The sequence below is a fragment of the Allobosea sp. 10L422 genome (assembly GCF_056395345.1).
On record NZ_JBFTJI010000002.1, the window covers coordinates 93,044 to 115,457 of the forward strand.

The 22,414-nt window shown below is 67.7% G+C and carries 19 protein-coding genes; 12 read left to right on the forward strand and 7 right to left on the reverse strand.

Going from position 1 to position 22,414, the window contains the following annotated elements; genetic code table 11:
- Window positions 1–39: 39 nt before the first annotated feature.
- From AC1DEZ_RS04760 to AC1DEZ_RS04775, 4 genes are all read right to left on the reverse strand, one after another.
- Entirely contained in the window at window positions 40–2,130 is a 2,091-nt protein-coding gene (locus tag AC1DEZ_RS04760; RefSeq protein ID WP_476778846.1) for a hypothetical protein, read from the reverse strand.
- A gap of 169 nt (window positions 2,131–2,299) precedes the next feature.
- On the reverse strand, window positions 2,300–5,122 hold the full coding sequence (locus AC1DEZ_RS04765) for a DUF4159 domain-containing protein (protein WP_476778847.1): 2,823 nt from the start codon (window positions 5,120–5,122) through the stop codon (window positions 2,300–2,302).
- 10 nt (window positions 5,123–5,132) lie between these two features.
- Complete coding sequence (locus AC1DEZ_RS04770; protein WP_476779339.1) at window positions 5,133–6,041, reverse strand: DUF58 domain-containing protein; 909 nt, start codon at window positions 6,039–6,041, stop codon at window positions 5,133–5,135.
- A 13-nt stretch (window positions 6,042–6,054) separates the two neighbouring features.
- A complete protein-coding gene (locus tag AC1DEZ_RS04775; RefSeq protein WP_476778848.1) occupies window positions 6,055–7,077 on the reverse strand; it encodes an AAA family ATPase in 1,023 nt (340 codons plus the stop codon).
- 203 nt (window positions 7,078–7,280) lie between these two features.
- Here AC1DEZ_RS04775 and AC1DEZ_RS04780 point away from each other — a divergent pair, with 203 nt between their 5' ends.
- From AC1DEZ_RS04780 to AC1DEZ_RS04795, 4 genes are read left to right on the forward strand one after another with little or no spacing between them, the layout of a single operon-like run.
- Window positions 7,281–7,868: a DUF1285 domain-containing protein gene (locus tag AC1DEZ_RS04780; protein WP_476778849.1), complete on the forward strand. Its 588-nt coding sequence runs from the start codon at window positions 7,281–7,283 to the stop codon at window positions 7,866–7,868.
- Between the two features lies 1 nt (window position 7,869).
- Complete coding sequence (locus tag AC1DEZ_RS04785; protein WP_476778850.1) at window positions 7,870–8,520, forward strand: CoA pyrophosphatase; 651 nt, start codon at window positions 7,870–7,872, stop codon at window positions 8,518–8,520.
- Between the two features lie 42 nt (window positions 8,521–8,562).
- On the forward strand, window positions 8,563–8,820 hold the full coding sequence (locus tag AC1DEZ_RS04790; protein WP_476778851.1) for a DUF6111 family protein: 258 nt from the start codon (window positions 8,563–8,565) through the stop codon (window positions 8,818–8,820).
- Entirely contained in the window at window positions 8,817–10,055 is a 1,239-nt protein-coding gene (locus AC1DEZ_RS04795; RefSeq protein WP_476778852.1) for a CCA tRNA nucleotidyltransferase, read from the forward strand. Before AC1DEZ_RS04790 ends, AC1DEZ_RS04795 begins: the two co-directional genes overlap by 4 nt.
- On the opposite strand, the gene hemF is transcribed toward AC1DEZ_RS04795, so the two are convergent.
- Both hemF and AC1DEZ_RS04805 read right to left on the reverse strand, forming a co-directional pair.
- Window positions 10,052–10,984 (reverse strand): oxygen-dependent coproporphyrinogen oxidase, encoded by a 933-nt coding sequence (gene hemF, locus AC1DEZ_RS04800; protein WP_476778853.1) that lies wholly within the window; start codon window positions 10,982–10,984, stop codon window positions 10,052–10,054. The two genes, AC1DEZ_RS04795 and hemF, sit on opposite strands and share 4 nt — an antisense overlap.
- Window positions 10,956–11,453 (reverse strand): tRNA (cytidine(34)-2'-O)-methyltransferase, encoded by a 498-nt coding sequence (locus tag AC1DEZ_RS04805; protein WP_476778854.1) that lies wholly within the window; start codon window positions 11,451–11,453, stop codon window positions 10,956–10,958. The genes hemF and AC1DEZ_RS04805 overlap by 29 nt, the downstream gene beginning before the upstream one ends.
- A gap of 110 nt (window positions 11,454–11,563) precedes the next feature.
- Here AC1DEZ_RS04805 and AC1DEZ_RS04810 point away from each other — a divergent pair, with 110 nt between their 5' ends.
- The 8 genes from AC1DEZ_RS04810 to AC1DEZ_RS04845 all read left to right on the forward strand — a co-directional run bounded on the left by AC1DEZ_RS04810 (window position 11,564) and on the right by AC1DEZ_RS04845 (window position 19,770).
- Entirely contained in the window at window positions 11,564–13,429 is a 1,866-nt protein-coding gene (locus AC1DEZ_RS04810; protein WP_441511969.1) for an ABC transporter ATP-binding protein, read from the forward strand.
- A 191-nt stretch (window positions 13,430–13,620) separates the two neighbouring features.
- The gene (gene petA / locus AC1DEZ_RS04815) at window positions 13,621–14,169 is read left to right on the forward strand and encodes a ubiquinol-cytochrome c reductase iron-sulfur subunit (protein ID WP_441511970.1); all 549 of its coding nucleotides are present in this window, start codon (window positions 13,621–13,623) and stop codon (window positions 14,167–14,169) included.
- Between the two features lie 53 nt (window positions 14,170–14,222).
- Window positions 14,223–15,509, forward strand: coding sequence for a cytochrome b (locus AC1DEZ_RS04820; protein ID WP_441511971.1), 1,287 nt, complete (start codon window positions 14,223–14,225; stop codon window positions 15,507–15,509).
- A 7-nt stretch (window positions 15,510–15,516) separates the two neighbouring features.
- Entirely contained in the window at window positions 15,517–16,395 is an 879-nt protein-coding gene (locus tag AC1DEZ_RS04825; protein WP_476778855.1) for a cytochrome c1, read from the forward strand.
- A gap of 141 nt (window positions 16,396–16,536) precedes the next feature.
- Window positions 16,537–17,412, forward strand: a complete 876-nt coding sequence (locus AC1DEZ_RS04830) for an S-methyl-5'-thioadenosine phosphorylase (RefSeq protein WP_476778856.1) — start codon at window positions 16,537–16,539, stop codon at window positions 17,410–17,412.
- 75 nt (window positions 17,413–17,487) lie between these two features.
- Window positions 17,488–18,015 (forward strand): adenine phosphoribosyltransferase, encoded by a 528-nt coding sequence (locus tag AC1DEZ_RS04835; RefSeq protein ID WP_441511974.1) that lies wholly within the window; start codon window positions 17,488–17,490, stop codon window positions 18,013–18,015.
- 4 nt (window positions 18,016–18,019) lie between these two features.
- Window positions 18,020–19,129 carry an S-methyl-5-thioribose-1-phosphate isomerase gene (gene mtnA, locus AC1DEZ_RS04840; protein ID WP_476778857.1) on the forward strand — a complete coding sequence of 370 codons (1,110 nt, stop codon included), beginning with the start codon at window positions 18,020–18,022 and terminating at the stop codon, window positions 19,127–19,129.
- The gene (locus AC1DEZ_RS04845) at window positions 19,126–19,770 is read left to right on the forward strand and encodes a class II aldolase/adducin family protein (protein WP_476778858.1); all 645 of its coding nucleotides are present in this window, start codon (window positions 19,126–19,128) and stop codon (window positions 19,768–19,770) included. Before mtnA ends, AC1DEZ_RS04845 begins: the two co-directional genes overlap by 4 nt.
- Window positions 19,771–19,926: 156 nt before the next feature.
- On the opposite strand, the gene bglX is transcribed toward AC1DEZ_RS04845, so the two are convergent.
- Window positions 19,927–22,326, reverse strand: coding sequence for a beta-glucosidase BglX (gene bglX, locus AC1DEZ_RS04850; RefSeq protein WP_476778859.1), 2,400 nt, complete (start codon window positions 22,324–22,326; stop codon window positions 19,927–19,929).
- Between the last annotated feature and the right edge of the window lie 88 nt (window positions 22,327–22,414).

The following is a 22,414-nucleotide window of genomic DNA, read 5'->3' on the forward strand; positions in this document are numbered from 1 at the left end:
ATCCCGGGCTCAGGCCTTCGGCCTGCTCAGGAGTGGCGTTCACGCCTGCCGCTTGAAGCGGCGCCCGCTCTCGCCGAGCCAGCCGGCCACGAGCGCGCCGAACAGGATCGCAAGGCCGATCAGCCCGACGAAGAGCGGCGAGACCTGCACGCCGCGYACGATGCCGGAATCGCTGATCCTGAGACCGATCCAGTCATTGCCGGCGAACTGGCTGCCGGAACGCACCGGCACGATGCGCGGAATGCTGACGCCGGAATCGCCCTCGTGCCCGATGCGGCGCGAGGAGCCGCCGGTGGCCTGTGCCAGGTTCTGGAGCGCAGCCGGGTCGCTGACGACTTCCATCAGCTCGCGTGGATTCTCGGGACCGACGCTGGCGAAGGCGGTGAGATTGTCGGCCGTCAACCGGTAAAGGCCCTGATCGCCGGCCGGGATGCGCGCGGTGAACAGGCCCGGCCGTCCCGCTTCGAGCGGGACGGAGCGCGACTGGCCGTCGGGGCCGGTGATGGTCACGGGCGCGGGGTTGTCGCTCAATGTCTGGCGCTCGACCTCGATGGCGCCGCCGCGCGCGGTGGCGCGCAGCGCCTCCTCCTCCAGCTCCGGCTCCTTCATCAGCCAATGGCTGAGGCGGCGCAGCAGGTCGAGATAGGGGCCGCCGTCGCGGAAGCCGCGCGCCCAGAGCCAGGCATGATCTGAGAGGAAGAGCGCGACGCGGCCCTTCTGTTCGCGGGCCAGCATCAGCAGCGGCCGCTCGCCGGGCCCGGTCATGACGGGAGAGGCGCCTGCGCGCGCCTGCGCGCCGACCATGCGCAGCCATTCGCCCCAGCGTGGCGGCGAGACTTCCGAGCCCGGCAGGTCGCGGGTGACGGGGTGGCGCTTGCCGGGTTCGCTGACCTCTGCGCGATAGGCCTCATCGATGACGCTGCCGTCCGGCAGGGCGGGCAGGATCTGGCCTAGCGGGGTGCGTGCCAGCGTCTGCGATCCCGCATACTCAGGGCCGGCGGCGACGAGCAATGCGCCGCCGTCACGGACATAGCGGACGATATTCTCGAAATAGAGCAGCGGCAGGATCGACTGGTTGGCGTAGCGGTCGAAGATGATCAGGTCGAATTCCTTGATCTTGACCTGGAACAGCTCGCGCGTCGGGAAAGCGATCAGCGAGAGTTCGTTGATCGGCGTGCCGTCCTGCTTCTCCGGTGGCCTGAGAATGGTGAAGTGGACGAGATCGACATTGGCGTCGGCCTTGAGAAGGTTGCGCCAGGTACGCTCGCCCGGATGGGGCTCGCCCGAGACCAGCAGCACGCGCAGCTTGTCCCTGACACCCTCGATGGTGATGACAGCGCGGTTGTTGGCGAGCGTCAGCTCGTTGTCGAGCGGCGCGGCCTCGATCTCGACGACGTTCGGTCCGCCGCGATCGATGCGGATCGGCACCTGAACGATCTGGCCGGTCGCGACGTCGCGGCGGGCAATGATCTCGCCGTCGCGGCGAATGGTGAGGCCGGCGCGGCTCGATCCGTTCTTGTCGACCACCCGCAGGCGGATGACCTGGTCCTTGCCGACGATGCCGAAGCGTGGCGCATCGACCAGCATGATGCGGCGGTCGATCTCGGCATTGCGGCCGGTCGTCAGGATATGGAGCGGCGCGCGCAGGCCGAGAGCCTCGGCATTGGCCGGCGTGTCGTGGGCGAGGCCGTCGGTGATGGCGATGGCGCCGGCGACGCGTTCGGAGGGAACATCGGCGAGGCTCGAGGCCAGGGCCTCGAAGAGGCGGGTGCCGTCGCTCGACCCCTGTGCGTCGCGCAGCTCGACGATCCGCGGTTCGACATTGGGGATGCCGCGCAATTGCCGTTCGACCTTGGCCACGGCGGCATTGGTCTGGGCCGAACGGTCGGCGAGGCGGTTCGACGCCGAGCGATCGACCACGACCGGGACGACGTCCTTGACCGGCTCACGCTCCTCGAAGACCAGCGAGGGATCGGCGAGAGCCGTCGTCAGTACGATGAGTGCCAGGGCCCGCAGGATGGCGCTGCGGCCGGCGAGGGCGAGGGCGGCGCCGGCCGCCAGCGCCGCCAGCACGGCGAGGCCGATCAGGAGCGGCAGCGGCACGAGCGGGGCGAAGGAAACGCTCCACATCAGCGCGATCCTTCCGATTTCCGACCCTCAGCCCTCATCCTGAGGAGCCATTCCAGGAGGAATGGCGTCTCGAAGGATGGTCCAGAAGGTTCTTGAGACGTCTGGAGCATCCTTCGCGATGCCGCTTCGCGGCTCCTCAGGATGAGGGCTGAGGGAATACGAAGGGGCATCACTGGCCCAGCCTTTCCAGCAGAGCCGGAACATGGACCTGATCGGCCTTGTAGTTGCCGGTGAGGGCGTACATCACGAGGTTGATGCCGCCGCGCAGCGCCATCTCGCGCTGGCGCGGATCGGCGCCGGAGAGCGGCACCAGCCCTTCACCGCGCTTGTCGATGGCCCAGGCCGCGGCGAGGTCGTTGGCGGTGATGATGATGGGCGAAACATTGTCGCCGGCGCGTGCCGGGCGCCGGCCGTCGCTGTCTGCGGGCGGCAGCGTCTCGACCCAGGTCGTGCCGCTGTCGTAGCGGCCGACGAGCTCGTCGAGGATATAGAAGGTCTTGGTCAGGACGTGGTCGCGCGGCAGCGGCTCGAGCTCGGGAATGTCGAGCGTCTGCAGCATGCGCTTGAGCTGGTCGCCTTCCGGCGTCGTGCCGCCGCCGGGACGGGCGCTCATGGCGTCGCGCGTGTCGAAGATCACGAGGCCGCCGCCCTTCATATAGGCTTCCAGCTTGCGCAGCGTCTCGGCCGAGGGGATCGGCCGGCCGGCAACCACCGGCCAGTAGAGCACCGGGAAGAAGGCGAGTTCGTCGCGCTCGACATTGACGCCGACCGGCTCGCCCGGTTCCAGCGCGGTGCGCGCGCCGAGGACGATATTGAGCCCGGCGAGACCGGCCTTCGACATGTCGTCGACGGCCCTGTCGCCGGTGACGACATAAGCGAGCCGCGTCACCGCCCCATTGGCGAGGAGCGCGCGGGGAATCGGCGGGCGCGTGTCCGCTTGCGGGCTCGGCGCGGGTTGGGCGCGAGCGCTGTCGGGCGCCAAGCCGCCTGCGAAGCCCAATGCGATGAGGATCGCGGCCGCCGCGGTCGCTTTGCGGGCGCGGCCGAAGCCGAGCCGCCCGCCGAGCCAGAGCGTCGCCAGCGTATCCGCGATCAGCAGCAGCAAAGCCAACGCCAGCAGGGGCGGGCGGGCGTCGCGCGCCACCGGCTCGTCGATCGGCAGGATCGGAGCGCCGAGGCCGGCAAGATCGAGCGCACCCAGCATGTCGTTCGGGGTGAGAGCATTTACTGCGAGCGTGCCGTCGGCAGGGCCGTAGAGGCCTGGCGGATGGGCGAGCGTGCCGCGGCCGGCATAGTTGCGGGGCACGGGCTGGCTGGTGGCCGGCGGGGTGCGGAAGCGGCCGCTGCCGTCGAGGACGCGGGTCGGCGAGAGCGTCTCGACGCGGACCTCGTCGCTTTGGGCATCGGCGGCAGGGCCGGTGCCGGCGAGGTTCACGACCCTGCGCAGCATCTCCACGAAGAGGCCGGAGAGAGGCAGGTTCGACCAGGTCGTGTCGGCGGTGACGTGGACCATGGCGATCAGGCCGTCGCCGCGCCGCTCGCCGGTGACGACGGGAGTACCATCTTCCAGCGCCGCCCAGGTCTTGCGCGAGAGATCGGCCTCCGGCTCCGCCAGGATCTGGCGGCTGACGCGGATATCGTCGCTGATCGTCAGGCCGTAGAAGGGGCTTTCGCGCGTGAAGGGCGCGAGCTTGCGCGGCGTCTCCCAGGAGAGGCCGCCGCCCAAAGTCCGTCCGCCGCGGCGCAGGCGCACCGGCGTGAGATCGTCCGAAGAGGCGGCAAGGCGCGCGCCGGCAAAGCGTAGCAGCACACCGCCGCGGGTGACGAAATCGGAGACCTTGGCGCTGGTGTCGCGGTCGAGCGCGCCGATATCGGCCAGAACCAGGACCGAGAGATTCTGCGCGAGGAGCTCACCGACCGGGTCGGTCGAGCCCTGGCGCGGTTCGCGGACCTCGGCGAAGGGCTGGAGCGCGCGCGAGATGTAGTAGGTCGGCGAGAGCAGCGGCTGCGCCGTGTCGGCGGTGGCGCCCGAGACGATGCCGATGCGGCGCCGCTTGGCGCGATCGTCGAGCAGGGCGACGCCGCCCGCGCTGTTCTCGCCGAGGATTTCCAGCCGCGAGACCGCGTTGCGGACTTCGATCGGCAGGGTCAGGCGCGCCGTGGTTTGCAGATTCGAACCTTCGAAGATGAAAGGTGCGTCGCCGAGCGGCAGGCCCTTCAGGTCGAGCGCGCGGACCTGCCCGGTGGCGGGGGCGCTCGCCGTCGGCCGCAGAACTTTCACGCTGAGCGCGCCGGCTAGATTGTCGGGCGCAGCGAGTGCGAGCTGGTTCGGGGGGCCGGCATGGATCGAAAGCCGTCTTGCGTCGGCGAGCTGCTTCAGCCTGGCCTGGAAGCTGCCGTCGTCGGAAACCGCGAGGCCGTCGGATATCCAGACGATCTCCGCTTCCGGTGCTGTCTGGAGGAAGGATTCGATGCGCGGCAGATGCGCGGCTCGATCAGGCGCATGTGGCTGGAGCGCCAGCGCGCGCAGCCGGTCGAGCGCTACGCGCGGCTCCGCCAGCGAGATGGCGGCCGGGGCCTCGGCCAGTCCGACGATGGCGACCGGGCGGCCCTCGCGCGTTGCGGCCGCGATCCGCGACTCGGCGACGGTGACGCGATCCGGCCAGTCGGAGGCGGCGCCGAAGCCGTTGTCGACGAGGAGCAAGACGGGGCCGCGCAGGGCTGCGCCTTCGCGCGGCGGGTTCCAGATCGGGCCGGCGACCGCGAGGATGACGAGCGCGGCAACCGCCATGCGGATGGCGAGCAGCCACCAGGGCGTATGCGCCGGCAATTCCCGCTTGGCGACGAGGTCGGCCATGATCTTGAGCGGCGGAAAGTCGATCCGGCGCGGCCGTGGCGGCGTCACACGCAGGATCAGCCAGAGCGCTGGCAGCAGGGCGAGCGCGGCCAGTGCGAGCGGGGCGGTGAAGGTCAAGGGGAGGGCGCTGAACATGGCGGCTCCCTTATAAGCCCGAGACGCCGCGCGAAGCGGCGACGAGGCTGGCGATGCGCAGAACGGCTTCGCTCGCCGGACGGTCGGTGCGGTGAAGCGTCAGGGTCCAGCCGGCCTTGCGGCAGGCCTCGGTGATCGCTTCGCGATGGGCGGCGAGGCGCTGACGATAGGCCTCGCCCCAAGCGCCGGCATCGCCGACGCGCAGCGTCAGCCCGTCCTCCAGATCGAAGAGCTCGGCCTGGCCGGTGAACGGGAAGGTTTCCTCGATCGGATCGACGATCAGCAGCAGATGGCCGCGTGCGCCCGACGACGCCATCGTGGCGATGCGCTGCGCCAGCGATGCGGAGGGCGAGAGCCCGTCGGTGACGATGATGGCATCCGCCAGCCGCGGCAGCGGCGCGCCGGGAGGGAGGTCGGCCTCGCCATTGCGGCTATCGGCGGCAATGGCCTGCGCCAGCAGCTCGACGATGCGGCGCGAGGCCAGCGCCCGCGTCAGGCCGATATGGCCGACGCGCTCGCCCCCCTCGACCATCGTTTCTGCGAGGGCGAAGCCTGCGACCAATGCGCGGTCGACCTTCGGCGCCATCGCCAGCGAGGAGGCGAAGCCCATCGAGGGCGAACGGTCGATCCAGAGCCAGATCGAATGCGAGGCCTCCCATTCGCGCTCGCGCACGAAGAGATGGCCGTCCCTCGCGGAGCGGCGCCAGTCGATGCGCGAGGCGGATTCGCCGGCAACCAGCGGGCGGTACTGCCAGAAGGTTTCGCCCGGGCCGGAGCGGCGCCTACCGTGGATTCCGTGGACGCTGGCGGAGACGCGGCGGGCTTCGAGGATCAGGCGGGGCAGGCGCGCGGCAAGGTCGAGCGATTCCGTCAGAACCGGCTTGGCCGGCTTCCGCTCGTTCAGGCCCAGGACGCGCATGCGCAACATCGGCCTATCCCAGCCGTTCCACGAGCCGGCCGATGACGCCCTCGACAGTCTCGCCGTCGGCGCGGGCGGCGAAGGTCAGCGCGACGCGGTGCTTGAGGACCGGCAGGGCGAGCGCGGCGACATCGTCCACGGACGGCGCGAGCCGGCCCTCGACCAGCGCGCGGGCGCGCACCGCGAGCGTCAGCGACTGGCTGGCACGCGGACCCGGCCCCCAGGCGAGCTTGTCGGTGATGGTGGCATCGCCCTCGCCGGGGCGGGCGGAGCGGACGAGATCGAGGATCGCGTCGACGACGGCTTCACCGACCGGCAGACGGCGCACCAGACGCTGGATCGACATCAGCGTCTCCGAGGTCATCGCCTGGGACGGCTTGTATTCGGTCGCGCCGGTGGTTTCGAGCAGGATCCGCCGCTCGGCCTCGCGGTCGGGATAGCCGACATCGATCTCGAGCAGGAAGCGGTCGAGCTGCGCCTCGGGCAGCGGGTAGGTGCCCTCCTGCTCGATCGGGTTCTGGGTGGCGAGGACGTGGAAGGGGGCGGGCAGGTCGTAGCGTTCGCCGGCGACGGTGACGTGGTGCTCCTGCATCGCCTGCAGCAGCGCGGATTGAGTGCGGGGCGAGGCGCGGTTGATCTCGTCCGCCATCAGGAGCTGCGCGAAGACCGGGCCCTTGATGAAGCGGAAATGGCGCTTGCCATCGGCGCTCTCGTCGAGCACCTCCGAGCCGAGGATGTCGGACGGCATCAGATCCGGCGTGAACTGGACACGCCGGGCGGCGAGGCCGAGCACCGTGCCCATCGCCTCGACCAGCTTGGTCTTGGCGAGACCGGGCACGCCGACCAGCAGCCCATGTCCGCCCGCCAGCAGGGTAACGAGCGAGAGGTCGACCACCGCCTGCTGACCGAAGATGACCTGCCCGATCTCCTTGCGGGCCGCGCCGATGGCGCCGAGTGCGGCCTCGGCCGCCTCGACGATCCCGCTGTCGAGATCGATGGGGGAAGTGCTCTCGCTCACGCGGGCTTGCGCCGCCATGTCGGTCTCCTTCACTGTCGCGGGCCGTTGCGCCGCCATCCGAACCGATCGGTGTGTTCCGTCCTTGAGTGTGGACGGGCCACCCCGGCGGCTCAAGCGCCGAATGGAATGGTGCACATCATCTCGGCTTCACGATTATGTGGAGTTCAAGGCAGAAACGCGGTGCAATCAATATGCCGCAGCAAGTGGAGACGGGCTTTTCGATGACGGCTCCGGGCAATGCGATGGACCGGCTGATGGCCGCGCTGGGCAGCGGGAAGGCGCGCGGATTGCCGCCAGTCGAGCGCTGGAATCCGCCATTTTGCGGCGATCTGGACATGCGGATCGCAGCCGATGGAACTTGGTTTTATCTGGGCACGCCGATCGGCCGGCCGGCCCTGGTGAAGCTTTTCTCCTCGGTGCTGAAGCGCGAGGGTGACGATTACTTTCTCGTGACGCCGGTCGAAAAGGTCGGAATCAAGGTCGACGATGCGCCGTTTCAGGCTGTCGAAATGCAGCTCGACGGCGAGGGGGACGAACGGAGCATCGCCTTCCGGACGCAGGTCGACGATCTGCTCTGCGTCGGGCCGGAGCATCCCTTGCGTTTCCAGCGGGCTGCGAAGGACGGCCTGAAGCCTTATGTGCATGTCCGTAGCGGCCTCTGGGCCCGGCTGACGCGCGCGCTGACCTATGATCTGCTCGCGCTCGGCGAGGTGCGGGAGGCCGATGGGCAGGCGATGTTCGGGGTGGCGGCGGGTGGCCGGTTCTACCCGGCGCTGCCGGCGAGCGAGATCGAAGGCATCGGGATTTGACGTGAACGGCCAGGCTCTGAACCTCAGCACCGATGCTTTCGCCAAGCTGGCGCGCGAGCGGCTGCGCGCCGAGCCGCCGTCGCTCGGCGATCTCATCGCCCGGCCGCGCGGCGACCACGAGAACCAGCCGCAGCCGGTGCCGATTCCGGACGTGAAGCGCGCTGTCCCCGCGGCCGTGCTGATCGGCATCGTGCCGCGCGAGACGGGCCCCACCGTGCTCCTGACCCAGCGCGCCGCGGCGCTGCGCAATCACTCGGCGCAGGTCTCCTTTCCCGGCGGGCGGGTCGATGCCGTCGACGGTTCGCCGGTCGTGACGGCCCTGCGCGAGACGGAGGAGGAGATCGGCCTGTCGCGGGAACGTATCCGAACGCTGGGGTTCCTCGATGCCTATCTGACCGGAACGGGCTATCGCATCGTGCCGGTGGTGGCGCTGATCGAGCCGCCTTTCTCGCTGGCGATCAACCATCACGAGGTCGACGAGGCCTTCGAGACGCCGCTCTCCTTCCTGCTCGATCCCGCCAATCACAAGCGGGAGGGCCGCGAATGGAAGGGGCATTTCCGCACCTACTATGCGATGCCGTTCGAGGGCCGCTATATCTGGGGTGCGACTGCCGGCATGATCCGTAACCTCTACGAACGGCTGGCAGGTTAGGATTGTCTTGCGCGGAAAGCGCGCCTGGGAACGACGAAGCCGATGCTGCGCGCGATCATCGAAGAGGTCCTGCTCTTCGTCCTGCCCTTCTGCGTCTTCGCGGGCTATCTCATCGTCCAGCGGCGCAACCCTTTCGACGTCGCGCATTGGAGCCGGCACGCCTTCTGGCTCGCTGTGGCCGGCCTGGTGCTGGCAATCTCGGTGCTCACCTATACCGGCTTCATCGCGCCGCGCAGTGAGGGGGCCTACGAGCCGCCGCATATGGAGAATGGGGTGCTGGTGCCCGGCCGCTTCAAATGACCGGGGGACACGAACAGGCCATCGCCCGCTTCCTGGCCGAACCGGTTCTAGCCCGCCTCCTGGACGCGCTGAACGGGGCGGGGGAGGAAACCCGCATCGTCGGCGGAGCCGTGCGCAATCTCCTGCTCGGCGAACCGGCCGATGACGTCGACCTCGCCACCACCGCCCTGCCGAAGGAGACGATCCGGCGCGGCCGGAAGGCCGGGTTCAAGGCCGTGCCGACCGGCATCGAACACGGCACGGTGACGCTGGTCTCGGGCGGCACGAGTTTCGAGGTGACGACCCTGCGGCGCGACGTCGAGACCGACGGGCGACGTGCCAAGGTCTTGTTCGGGCGGGATTTTGCCGAGGATGCGCTGCGGCGCGACTTCACCATCAATGCGCTCGGGCTCGATTGCGGCGGCAAGCTGCATGATTACAGCACCGGTCTTGCCGATCTGGCCGGGCGGCGCGTGCGCTTCATCGGCGATGCCGAGACGCGCATCCGCGAAGACTATCTGCGGATCCTGCGCTTCTTCCGTTTCCACGCCCGCTACGGCGTGGGCGCGCCCGACGCGGAAGGGCTGCGCGCCTGCATTGCAGGCCGCGACGGGCTCGCAGCCCTGTCGCGGGAGCGCGTCCGGGCCGAGTTGATGAAGCTTCTGGTCGCTCCGGCCGCGGGCGCCACGCTCGAAGCGATGGCCGGGGCAGGGCTCTTGATGCCCGTGATCGGTGGCGTGCCGCATCGCTCGCGCTTTGCTGCCATCGCCGATGAGGACAGCGACCGCATCGACCCGGCTTTTCGGCTGGCGGCGCTGGCGTTGTCGGTTCGGGAGGACGCGCCGCGCTTGCGGACGCGGCTGCGGCTCTCGAACGGGGAATTCGACCGGATCGACGGAATCGCGCTCGCGCTGGAGGGGCTCGCCGGGCAGGCGAAGTTGTCGTCGCTCGCGCGGCTGCGCCATGTCGCGGATCGCGCCGGAAGCGATGCCGCGGCCGCTGCTTTGGCCCTTCTCACCGCTTCGGCGGATGACGAAACCGGCAGGAGCGTGCGGGATCTCGTCGGCCAATTGGGCCGGACGCCCGCTTTCCTGCCGCGTGGGCAGGATGTTCTCGCCCGCGGCGTGCCGAAGGGCGAGCGCATCGGACGGGTCCTCGCGGAGGCACGCCGGCTCTGGATCGAAGCCGGGTGCCCGTCCGATCGGGCTGCGCAGTTCGAACTGCTCGACGTCGCCAGCCGGGAGGCGCTGCCTTAGGGCCAGCGCACCGTCGGCGGCATCGAGGACAGGATCGAATCGACGTTGCCACCGGTCTTCAGCCCGAAGATCGTGCCGCGGTCGTAGAGCAGGTTGAACTCGACATAGCGGCCGCGCCGGACCTGCTGCTCCTGGCGCTGCGCCTCGGTCCAGGGCTTGCCGATATTGCGGCAGAGCACATTGGGGTAGATGTCGAGAAAGGCCTCGCCGACCGCCCTGGTGAAGGCGAAATCGGCGTCCGGATCGCCGGTCCAGATATAGTCGTAGAAGATGCCGCCGATGCCGCGCGGCTCGTTGCGGTGCTTCAGGAAGAAGTATTCGTCGCACCACTCCTTGAAGCGGGAATAATCCGCCACTCCCGGGAAGTTGTCGCAGGGCCGGCGCATCGCGGCATGGAAATCCCGCGAATCCAGATCGTCCTGATTGCGCCGGGCATCCAGCACCGGCGTCAGATCGGCGCCGCCGCCGAACCAGGGCTTCGTCGTGACGACGAAGCGGGTGTTCATGTGCACGGTCGGCGCATGCGGGTTCCAGGGATGGGCGATCAGCGAGATGCCCGTGGCGTGGAAGCGCGGATCGTCGGAGGCGCCGGGGATCTGGCCGGCGAAATCCGGGTGAAAACTGCCATGGACGGTGGAGACGTGAACGCCGACCTTCTCGAAGACACGGCCCTTCATGATCGACATGACGCCGCCGCCACCGGGAACTCCGTCGTGATTGGTGCGCTGCCAGGGCGTGCGGACGAAGCGGCCGGGCCGGTCGGTCTCAGACGGGAAGGGACCCGCAGCCTCGTCCTCGATCTCCTCGAAGGCGGCGCAGATCCGGTCGCGGAGATTCTCGAACCACGCCGCCGCGCGGGGTTTCATCGCCTCGACGACAGCCGGATCGGCGGGCGCAGCTTCAGCGGGCTTGGGCTTGTTCATGGTCATGTCCATCGCGGCGCGGAAAGCCGCCTGTCTGTCGCAACGCCTCGCCCATTACCATCGCCGCCGCAAGCGCGACATTGAGCGATCGCAAAGCCGGGCGCATCGGGATGTGAAGGCTGGCATCGGCCGCAGCCTGCACCGCGGGCGTGACGCCGGCCGATTCGCGTCCGACAAGGATGATATCGCCGGGCTGGAAGACGAAATCCGGCAGCGGGGTCGCGCCGTCCGTCTCCGCCAGGACGAGGCGGTGCCCGGCCTCGCGCCGCCACTGGTCGAACGCCGCGAAGGAATCGTGGCGGGAGACGGCAGCGCGCTCGAGATAATCCATGCCCGAACGGCGGAAATGCCGGTCCGACACGTCAAAGGCGGCGGGCTCGACGATATCGACCGCGATGCCGAGACAAGCCGCCATGCGGATCATCGTGCCGGCGTTCTGCGGGATATCCGGCTGGAAGAGGGCGAGACGCAACATGGCCCTGTCATGCGGTGACGCCCGGATATGCGTCAAGCAGGCTGGCCATTCGCACAGGCGGGGGCCATATGCCTCGAAACCGTCGCGATGCCGCTCCAGGGAAGGCAGACATGTTCGCTCCGCTCTTCCGCTGGCTCGAAAGCCGAATCGACGTCTTCGCTCCCTTCGACGAGCAGGAGACGCCGCCGCATGGCGTSTGGCCMTTCATGTGGCACCACATCAAGGGTGTGAAGGGCTGGATGGCGGCGATCATGATCACCGGCCTCGGCTTCAGCGGCATCGAGGCGGCGATGTATCTGATGGTCGGCTGGTTCGTCGACCTTCTCTCGACGCAGTCGCCCGATACGATCTTCCGGGATCATGGCTGGCTGCTTGCGAGCGCCGCCTTTTTGCTCGTGGTCGTCCGGCCGCTGATCTATTTCGCCAACCACGCCATCGTCGATCAGGTCGTGGTGCCGCAGATCACCAACCAAATCCGCTGGCGCAACCATGTCTACACGCTCGGCCATGCGCTGGGTTACTTCCAGAACGATTTCGCAGGACGGCTTTCAGCGCGCGTCATCCAGGCCGGGCAGTCGATCCGCGGCGCGACGATCGAGGTTATCGACGACCTCTGGTACGCGCTGGTCTTCGCCACGGTGGCGATCGGCTTCTTCGGCAAGACCAGTCTCTGGCTCGCCCTGCCGGTCATCGTCTGGCTCGGCGCCTATGTCGCGCTGCTGATCTACTTCGTGCCGCGCGCCAAAAAGCGCTCGGAGGCGAATTCCTTCGGCCGTTCGACGACGACGGGGCGCATCGTCGATTCCTACACGAACATCCTGACGGTCAAACTGTTCGCGCGGGCCGATGCCGAGCGCTCCGCCGTCCGCGACTCGTTGACGCGGTGGAACGCCTCCTTCCTCAACCTGTCGCGGCTGATCACCGGCGTGAGCGTGATCCTGCAGACGATGAACAGCCTGCTCGTCGTGGCGACCGCCTGGCTCGCCCTGCTGCTCTGGAGCCAGGGCGAGATGACGCCGGGCGCGGTCGCCGCCGCGATCGGCCTCGTGCTGCGCCTCGTGCAGATGTCGGGGTGGCTGATCCATCTGGTGCGCGGCATCTTCGAGAATATCGGCTCGGTGCAGGAGAGCATGGAGACGATCGCGAAGCCGCATGATCTGCGCGATATGCCGGACGCCCAGCCGCTCGTCGTCGACAAGGGGGCGATCAGCTTCGAGAAGATCCGCTTCAACTACGGCCGGGGCGCCGGGCTGTTCGAGGGGCTCGATCTTCAGATCAAGCCGGGCGAGCGGATCGGGCTCGTCGGCCCCTCGGGCGCCGGCAAATCGACGCTGGTGAACCTGCTGCTCCGGCTCTACCCGCTCGAAAGCGGGCGCATCCTGATCGACGGGCAGGACATCGCCCATGTCACGCAGGACAGTCTGCGGGCGCAGATCGGCATGGTGACGCAGGACAACTCGCTGCTGCACCGCTCGATCGGCGACAACATCGCCTATGGCCGGATGGGCGCGAGCGAAGCCGAGATCATCGCCGCCGCGCGACAGGCCGAGGCGCATGACTTCATCCTCGGGCTCGGCGACCAGGACGGGCGCGAGGGCTTTGATTCGCGCGTCGGGGAGCGCGGCGTGAAGCTCTCGGGTGGCCAGCGCCAGCGCATCGCCATCGCGCGCGTGCTGCTCAAGGATGCGCCGATCCTGATTCTCGACGAGGCGACCTCGGCGCTGGATTCAGAGGTCGAGGCGGCCATCCAGCAGCAGCTCGCCGCGCTGATGCAAGGCAAGACCGTGATCGCGATCGCGCATAGACTATCGACGATCGCCGCGCTCGACCGGCTGATCGTGCTCGATCAGGGGCGGATCGTGGCGACCGGAAGCCATGAGGAGTTGATCCGGCGAGGCGGGCTCTACGCCCGGCTGTGGGCGCGGCAATCGGGTGGTTTCCTTGCCGCCGCCGATCCGGAAAAGCTCGCCGTCTGAGGTCCTCGCCTGCGAACTGTGCGCCATGCATGGGCGGGAGGTTCGCGACAGTAGACTTCGTCCAATCTGCATGTCAAAGAGCCCGAGGTGACGCACCGCCGCATTGCGGCGGTCGTGGCGCGCCCCTATGAGGGCGAGAGGCGACAATTTCGAGCTGTTCCAGCTCGCAAGACGTGTAAGAGGATTGGATCGTGGCGAACGCGACCGATACATCGACCGGAACAACCCGCCGCGATTTCCTGATGCTTACGACCGGGGCTGCAGGCGCCGTCGGCATCGGCGCTGTCATCGTCCCCCTGATCAGCCAGCTCGCTCCCGATGCGCAGACCGTCGCGGCCGGCGCGCCGGTCGACGTCGATCTGGCACCGATCGCCGAAGGCCAGGCAATCAAGATCTTCTGGCGCGGCAAGCCCATCTTCGTGCGCCATCGCACCAAGAAGGAGATCGACGAGGCGCTCGCCGTCGATGTCAGCACGTTGCGCGACCCGCAGACCGACCAGCAGCGCACGAAGGCCGGCCATGAGCAGTATCTCATCGTCTTCGGCAACTGCACCCATCTCGGCTGCATCCCGCTCGGCACCGCGCCTGGCGAGCCCAAGGGCGACTACGACGGCTGGTTCTGCCCCTGCCACGGCTCGCACTACGATTCCTCCGGCCGCATCCGCAAGGGCCCGGCACCGCTCAACCTGCCGGTTCCGCCTTACGCCTTCACCGCGGACACCAAGATCAAGATCGGCTGAGCAATGCGCTCGACGCTTTCCCGCCAAGATGAGACAGCCTTGAGGCATTCTTCATGAGTGGTCACAGTTCCTACGTTCCGAAGACCGGCATCGAACGCTGGCTCGACGCCCGCCTGCCGATCATCCGCCTGGCTCATGATTCGGCCGTCTCCTATCCGGTGCCGCGCAACCTGAACTATCTTTGGACGTTCGGCGGCATCCTGGTGTTCATGCTGGTGGCGCAGATCATCACGGGCGTGATCCTGGCGATGCATTACACCGCCAACTCGCTGCTGGCGTTCAACTCCGTCGAGCACATCATGCGCGACGTGAACTATGGCTGGCTGCTGCGCTATCTGCACTCGAACGGCGCCTCGATGTTCTTCATCGCCGTCTACGTGCACATCTTCCGCGGGCTCTATTACGGTTCGTACAAGGCACCGCGCGAGGTGCTCTGGATCCTCGGCGTGGTCATCTTCCTGCTGATGATGGCGACGGCCTTCATGGGCTACGTGTTGCCCTGGGGTCAGATGTCCTTCTGGGGCGCCACCGTCATCACCAATCTGTTCTCGGCATTGCCGGTGATCGGCGAGACGATCGTCACCTTCCTGTGGGGCGGCTATTCGGTCGACAACCCGACGCTGAACCGCTTCTTCTCGCTGCACTATCTGCTGCCGTTCATGATCTTCGGCGTCGTCGTGCTGCATATCTGGGCGCTGCACGTCGTCGGCCAGAACAACCCGACCGGCGTCGAGGTGAAGAACGTCGAGAAGGACACCGTGCCCTTCACGCCCTATGCGACCGTCAAGGACATCTTCGGCATGGTCGTGTTCATGATCCTGTTCTCCTGGTTCGTGTTCTACCAGCCGAACTTCCTGGGTCACGCCGACAACTACATCGTGGCGAACCCGGCCGCGACGCCGGCGCACATCGTCCCCGAATGGTACTTCCTGCCGTTCTACGCGATCCTGCGCGCCATCCCCGACAAGCTCGGCGGCGTGCTGGCCATGGGCTCGGCCATCGTCGTGCTCGCCTTCCTGCCCTGGATCGACACCTCCAAGGTCAAGTCGATGAGCTACCGCCCGATCGCGCGCCAGCTCTTCTGGGCCTTCGTCCTGGTCTGCATCGGCCTGGGCTATCTCGGCGCCATGCCGGCGGATGGCGGCTACGTCATCGCCTCGCAGATCTTCACCGTGCTGTATTTCGGCTTCTTCGTCGCGCTCTTCGTCGTCGGCCTGTTCGAGCGGCCCAAGGCGCTGCCGACCTCGATCGCCGATGCCGTGCTCGCTGCTTCCGCCAAGAACGGCTCGGCGGCGCGCATCGCGACCGCCACCGCTGCCGAACCGAACGTCAAGGGCTGACGGAACCATGAGCAAAACATCGTTTCGTCTTGCCCTGACCGGGCTCGCTGCCGGCCTGTCGCTGGCGCTGTTCCAGCCGGCGGCACAGGCGGCCGAAGGTGGGTTCCAGCCGCCGGCGCTGAGCTGGTCGTTCTCCGGCCCCTTCGGCAAGTTCGACCGGGCCCAGCTTCAGCGCGGCTTCAAGGTCTACAAGGAAGTCTGCGCGGCCTGTCACGGCGCCAGCCTTGTCGCCTTCCGCAACCTGTCGCAGCCGGGCGGTCCCGAATTCACGCCCGGCCAGGTCGCCGCGCTTGCCGCGACCTATCAGATCAAGGACGGCCCGAACGAGCAGGGCGAGATGTTCGACCGGCCGGGCCGGCCGGCTGACCGCTTCCCGTCGCCGTTCCCGAACGAGCAGGCGGCCCGCGCGGCCCAGGGCGGTGCCTATCCGCCGGACTTCTCGGTTCTGGCCAAGGCCCGCACCTATGTGCGCGGCTTCCCGACCTTCATCTTCGACATCTTCACCCAGTATCAGGAGCAGGGGCCGGACTACATCCATGCCCTGATGGTGGGCTATGAGGAGCCGCCGGCCGGCGTGACGCTTCTGCCGGGGCAGAACTACAACCGGTATATGCCCGGTCACTTGATCGCGATGCCGAAGCCGCTGAGCGACGGGCAGGTCGAGTATCCGAAGGGCCCGGACGGCAAGTCGCCGGTGCCGGAAACGGTCGACCAGTATGCGCGCGACGTCGCGGCCTTCATGGTCTGGATGGCCGAGCCGCATCTGGAAGCGCGCAAGCGCTTGGGCATGCAGGTGATGCTCTTCCTCGTCGCCTTCTCGTTCCTGCTCTACTACACCAAGAAGAAGGTGTGGTCGCGCATGCCGGACGGCTCGCCCGCCCACTGAGCCGGGAATGACGATCTTGCGAAAGGCCCCGGAGACGGGGCCTTTTTGCTATCGGGCAACGGTGCCGCCGGAACTCTCTGCGCTGTGTTGCGACCGTCATCGAAAGATGGTCCTTTCCGCGCCCGCAACAGGGAAACAGCCATGAGCGAAGCCGTTCTCGGAATCATCGGCGGATCGGGTATCTACGATCTGCCGGGCCTCAGCGACCTCCGCGAGGAGCGCATCGACAGCCCCTGGGGCGAACCTTCGGATGCGCTGCGGATCGGCCGAATCGGCTCGACCAAGATCGTCTTCCTGCCGCGGCATGGGCGCGGCCATGCCATTCCGCCTTCCGAGATCAACTATCGCGCCAATATCGACGTGCTCAAGCGCGCGGGCGTGACCGATCTCGTCTCTCTGTCGGCGTGCGGTTCCTACAAGGCCGAGCTCTATCCCGGACTGTTCGTCCTGGTCGACCAGTTCGTCGATCGCACCACGCGTCGCGAAAGCTCCTTCTTCGGCAAGGGCTGCGTCGCCCACGTCTCCGTCGCTCATCCGGTTGGCCCGGCGCTGCAGGGGCGCATCGCGGCGGCGGCGGAAGCGGAGGAGCTGCCCTTCGTGCGCGGCGGAACGCTTGTGACGATGGAAGGGCCGCAATTCTCGACCTATGCGGAATCGATGACATATCGCGGCCTCGGCTACGACCTCATCGGCATGACGGCGATGCCGGAGGCCAAGCTCGCGCGCGAGGCCGAGATCACCTACGCCACCGTCGCCATGGTGACGGATTACGATTGCTGGCATGAGCTGCACGGCGCCGTGGACGTTGCCTCGGTCGTGGCGGTGCTGCATGAGAACGCCGACAAGGCTCGTCGCCTCATTGCCCGGCTCGCCGCCGATTTCCCGGCCGAGCGGGAGCGTTGCCCAGCCGGCTCGCACAACGCCCTCGACAATGCGATCATCACCGCGCCCGCGTTCCGCGATCCCGCCCTGCTGGCGAAGCTCGACGCGGTCGCCGGGCGCGTGCTCAGGGCCTGAATGATGGCCGCGCCCTTGACGAAGCCGGCTCGACGTCCGACCAAGGCGTCCGTCACCCTATCCGAGACGACGCCCATGAACCTTGCCGACAGCATCCGCGCGATTCCGGACTATCCTCGGCCCGGCATCGTCTTTCGCGACATCACGACGCTGCTCGGCGATGCGCGGGCCTTCCGCCGCGCCGTGGACGAGCTGGTGCAGCCCTTCGCGGGGCTGAAGATTGCCAAGATTGCCGGCATCGAAGCGCGCGGCTTCATCCTCGGCGGCGCCGTGGCACATCAGCTCTCGGCCGGCTTCATCCCCGTCCGGAAGAAGGGCAAGCTGCCGCTCGAGACGCTGCGAGCGACCTATGCGCTCGAATACGGCACCGACGAGATCGAGATCCATCGTGATGCCGTCCAACCGGGCGAGCGGGTCCTGCTGGTCGACGATCTCGTCGCGACCGGCGGCACGGCCGAAGCGGCCGTCAATCTGCTGAGTGGGGTGGGAGCTGAAGTGGTTGCCGCCTGTTTCATCGTCGACCTTCCCGATCTGGGCGGTGCGGACAAGATCCGCCGGCTCGGCGTGCCCGTGCGGACGCTGGTATCCTTCACCGATCCTTGAGCCCATGAAGATCAACGGCCAGCATTACCGGACGATCTGGCTCGCGCAGGATGGCTGGCGCGTCGTGGTCATCGATCAGACGCGATTGCCTTTCCGCTTCGAGACGGTGTCACTCGGCTCGGCCGAGCAGGCGGCCGATGCGATCCGCTCGATGGTGGTGCGCGGCGCGCCGCTGATCGGCGCGACGGCAGCCTATGGCGTGGCGCTGGCGATGCGGGCGGATGCCTCGGATGCCGCCTTGAAGGCGGCGCTGACGCTGCTCGGCGAGACCCGGCCGACTGCGGTCAATCTGCGCTGGGCGCTGGAGCGCATGGGCCGCATCCTGGCGGGGTTGCCGTCGGAGAAGCGTGCGGAGGTTGCCTATGCCGAAGCAGCCGCGATCTGCGACGAGGATGTCGCGCTGTGCCGCGCGATCGGCGAGCATGGCCTGCCGCTCATCCGTGAGATCGCCGGGCGCAAGCCGGCGGGGCAGCCGGTCAATATCCTGACCCATTGCAATGCCGGGTGGATCGCGACCGTGGATTGGGGCACGGCGCTGGCGCCGATCTATCGGGCTGACGATGCCGGCATCGCCGTTCATGTCTGGGTCGACGAGACGCGCCCGCGCAACCAAGGCGCCGCTCTGACGGCCTATGAGCTCGGCGCGCATGGCGTGCCGCACACCGTTATCACCGACAATGCAGGCGGGCATCTGATGCAGCGCGGTGCGGTCGACATGGTGATCGTCGGCACCGACCGGACGACAGCCACAGGCGACGTCGCCAACAAAATCGGCACCTATCTCAAGGCGCTCGCCGCACATGACAACGACGTGCCGTTCTATGTCGCGCTGCCGTCGCCGACGATCGACTGGAGCATCGGTGACGGCCTTGCGGAAATTCCGATCGAGGAACGCGCCGCGCGCGAGGTGACGCATCTGTCCGGGCTTGCGGAGGATGGCGAGGTGCGGTCTTTCCGCGTCGTCGCGCCAGGTAGCGGTGCCGCCAACCCGGCTTTCGATGTGACGCCAGCGCGCCTCGTCACCGGGCTCATCACCGAACGCGGGGTCTGCGCGGCAAGCGCCGAAGGGCTCGCGCAACTCTTCCCCGATCTGGCGAACAAGGCGACGGCATGAACGAAACGGAGCTGCGGCAGGAGATCGTCGCGGTCGCGCAGGCGATCGACCGGGCGGGCTTCTGCCCCTCGAAATCGGGCAATGTCTCGGCGCGCTTCGGGGTGGGGTTGCTGATCACCCCGTCCGGACTGCCCTACGCCCAGACGAAGCCGGAGGACCTGATCCATCTGGCCCTCGACGGAACGGTGCTCGGCGGTGCGCGCAAGCCTTCCTCGGAATGGCCCTTCCATGCCGCGATCTACAAGGCCCGCCCGGATGCACAGGCGATCGTGCACACCCATTCCCCGCGCGCCACGGCGCTCTCCAGCGCCCGCCGCGGCATCCCGGCGTTCCATTACATGATCGCGCTCTGCGGCGGCGCCGATGTGCGCTGTGCCGACTACGCGACCTTCGGGACGCCGGAACTTGCGGCCAATGCCGTGAAGGGGCTGGAGGGGCGCAAGGCGGTGCTGCTCGCCAATCACGGCGTCATCGCGCTCGGCCAGACGCTGGCCGGTGCTCATACGATCGTCGCTGAGGTCGAAAATCTCGCCGGCCAGTATCTCGATATCCTGGCAGCCGGGCTCGAGCCGGTCATCCTCGACGCTGCCGAGATGGAACGCGTCGGCGCGAAGTTCGCGGGCTACGGCAAGGTCGGCTGAAGCCGTCGCCGCGCCGGCCTGGCACCTGTGATCACCCTGCCGCGATGAACGCAGCAGGGTATTTTTCGTTCTGAACTGGTTCCGTCGTGCCAGGATGGCATCCCGACCGAGAGCATGCGCCGATCAGATCGGAGCGCAACCTGATCGGGGGCCGGCCTAGTCGAGCATGAAGGCCTGCTCGAGCACGTCCCTGGAGTCGAGGCCGAGCTGCACCTCGAAGCGTCCGCTCTCGACGACTTCCTTGAGTTCGGCATTGATGAACTTGAGCTGCTCCTTGCCGATCTCGAAGCGCACCACGCGGCTCTCGCCGGGCTTGAGCGTCACCTTCTGGAAACCCTTCAGCTCCTTGATCGGGCGCGCGATCGAGGCGTAGGGGTCGGCAATGTAGAGCTGCACGACGTTGGCGCCCTCATAGGTGCCTTCATTGGTCAGTGTCGCCTCTGCAGTCAGGCGCTGGTCCCTCGTGATCCGCGCCGCCGAGAGCTTCAGATTGGATAGGGCGAAACGGCTGTAGCTCAGCCCGAAGCCGAAGGGATAGAGCGGCCCCTGCTCCTCCTCGAAATACTGCGAGGTGTAGTTGCCCGGCTTGCCCGGGGTGAAGGGGCGCCCGATCCGCAGAGGGTTGTAGTAGGTCGGGATCTGACCGGCGGAGCGGGGGAAGGAGATCGGCAGCTTGGCCGAGGGGTTGTGGTCGCCGAACAGCACGTCGGCGATGGCGTTGCCGCCCTCGGTTCCGGTGTACCAGGTCTCCAGCAGCGCGTCGGCATTGTCCTTTTCCCAGCCCAGCGCGAGCGGGCGGCCGTTCATCAGCACGACGATGAGCGGCTTGCCGGTCGCCTTGAGGGCCTTGAGCAGGGCGCGCTGCGAACCGGGCATCTCGATGCTGATGCGGCTCGAGGATTCATGCGACATGCCGCGGACTTCGCCGACGACGGCGATCACCACATCGGCCTGGTTGGCGACCGACACGGCCTCCTGGATCATCTCCTCGGGGCTGCGTGGATCCTGGACGACCTCAGGCTTGTCCCAGTTCAGATAGTTCAGGTATTCGACGACCTTCTGGTCGTCGAGGACGTTGGAGCCGCGAGCGATCAGGAGGCGCGCCTTGCCCTCGATCGCGTTCTCGATGCCAGCCCGCACCGTCACGGCCTGCTCGGCTACGCCCTGGGCGGACCAGCTGCCGAGGATATCGAGCCCGGAATCGGCCAGAGGCCCGACAAGTGCGATGGTTCCGGTCTTCTTCAGCGGCAGCGTCTGGTTGCGGTTCTCCAGCAGCACGATGGTCTGGCGGGCAATCTCGCGCGCCGGCTGGCGGTGGAGGCGGCTGTCGGCCTTCTCGTTCACCGGGTCGTCGGCGGGCTTGCCCATGCGCAGGAACGGGTTGGCAAAAAGGCCGAGATCGTATTTGGCGCCCAGCACCTCTCGGACGCAGGCGTCGAGCTCGGCCATCTTGACCTCGCCCGAGGCGATGAGGCCCGGCAGCTCGGCAAGATAGACCTGATCGGCCATGCTGAGATCGATGCCCGCCTTGATGGCGAGCTTGGCCGCCTCACGCGCGTCGCGCGCGACGCCATGGCGCGTCAGCTCCGTGATTGCGCCGTGGTCGCTGACGGTCACGCCATCGAAGCCCCACTGCTTGCGCAGCAGATCCTGCATCAGCCAGGTGTTGGAGGTCGCGGGTACGCCGTTGATCGAATTGAGCGCGACCATCACGCCGCCGGCTCCGGCCTCGATCGCGGCACGGTAGGGCGGCAGGTAGACCTGATGCATGCGCAGCGGGCTCATATCGACCGTGTTGTAGTCGCGCCCGCCCTCGACCGCGCCGTAAAGCGCGAAGTGCTTGACCGCCGCCATGATGCTGTCCGGGCGGTCGGTCGCGTCGCCCTGGAAGCCGCGGACGCTGGCCCGTGCGCATTCGGAAACGAGATAGGGGTCTTCGCCGAAGCCCTCCGAGGTGCGGCCCCAGCGCGGATCGCGGCTGATGTCGACCATCGGCGCGAAAGTCATGTCCACGCCGTCGTTGCAGGCCTCGATGGCCGAGACGCGGGCCATCCGCTCGATCGTGGCCATGTCGAAGCTCGCCGCCAGCCCGAGCGGGATGGGGAAGGTGGTGCGGTGGCCGTGGACCACGTCATAGGCGAAGAAGAGCGGGATCTTCAGGCGGCTGCGCTTGACGGCCGCTTCCTGCAGCGGCCGATTGTCGCGCCGGATGACGGTGTTGAATGAGCCGGCGATGCGCCCGGCCGCGACCTCGTCCATCAGCTTGGCATGCGGCATCTCGGGGCCGATGCTGATCAGGCGGAGCTGGCCGATCTTTTCCTCGACCGTCATGCGCTTGATCAGGTCGTCGATGAACGCCTGCTTGCTGACGGGGCCGGTCAGGTTGAGGGCCTGTTTCGGCGCTGCTGCGGCCGATTGCGCCGTCATTCCCGCTGCCATCGCGACCGAAGCCATCGCGCCCAAGGCCTGGCGCCGGGACAGGCCCTTCTCCGTCTCATCAGTACAAGGCATCGCATCCAGCCCATCAGCGACCGGCGTACCGTTCGAATTGTTCATGCTGAGTTCGTTCATTCAGGTTGACGAAGGCCAAGGGCGGCGCGGAGCGGTTGCGGAAGAACGACGCTCTTCCTTGACCCTTGTGTCG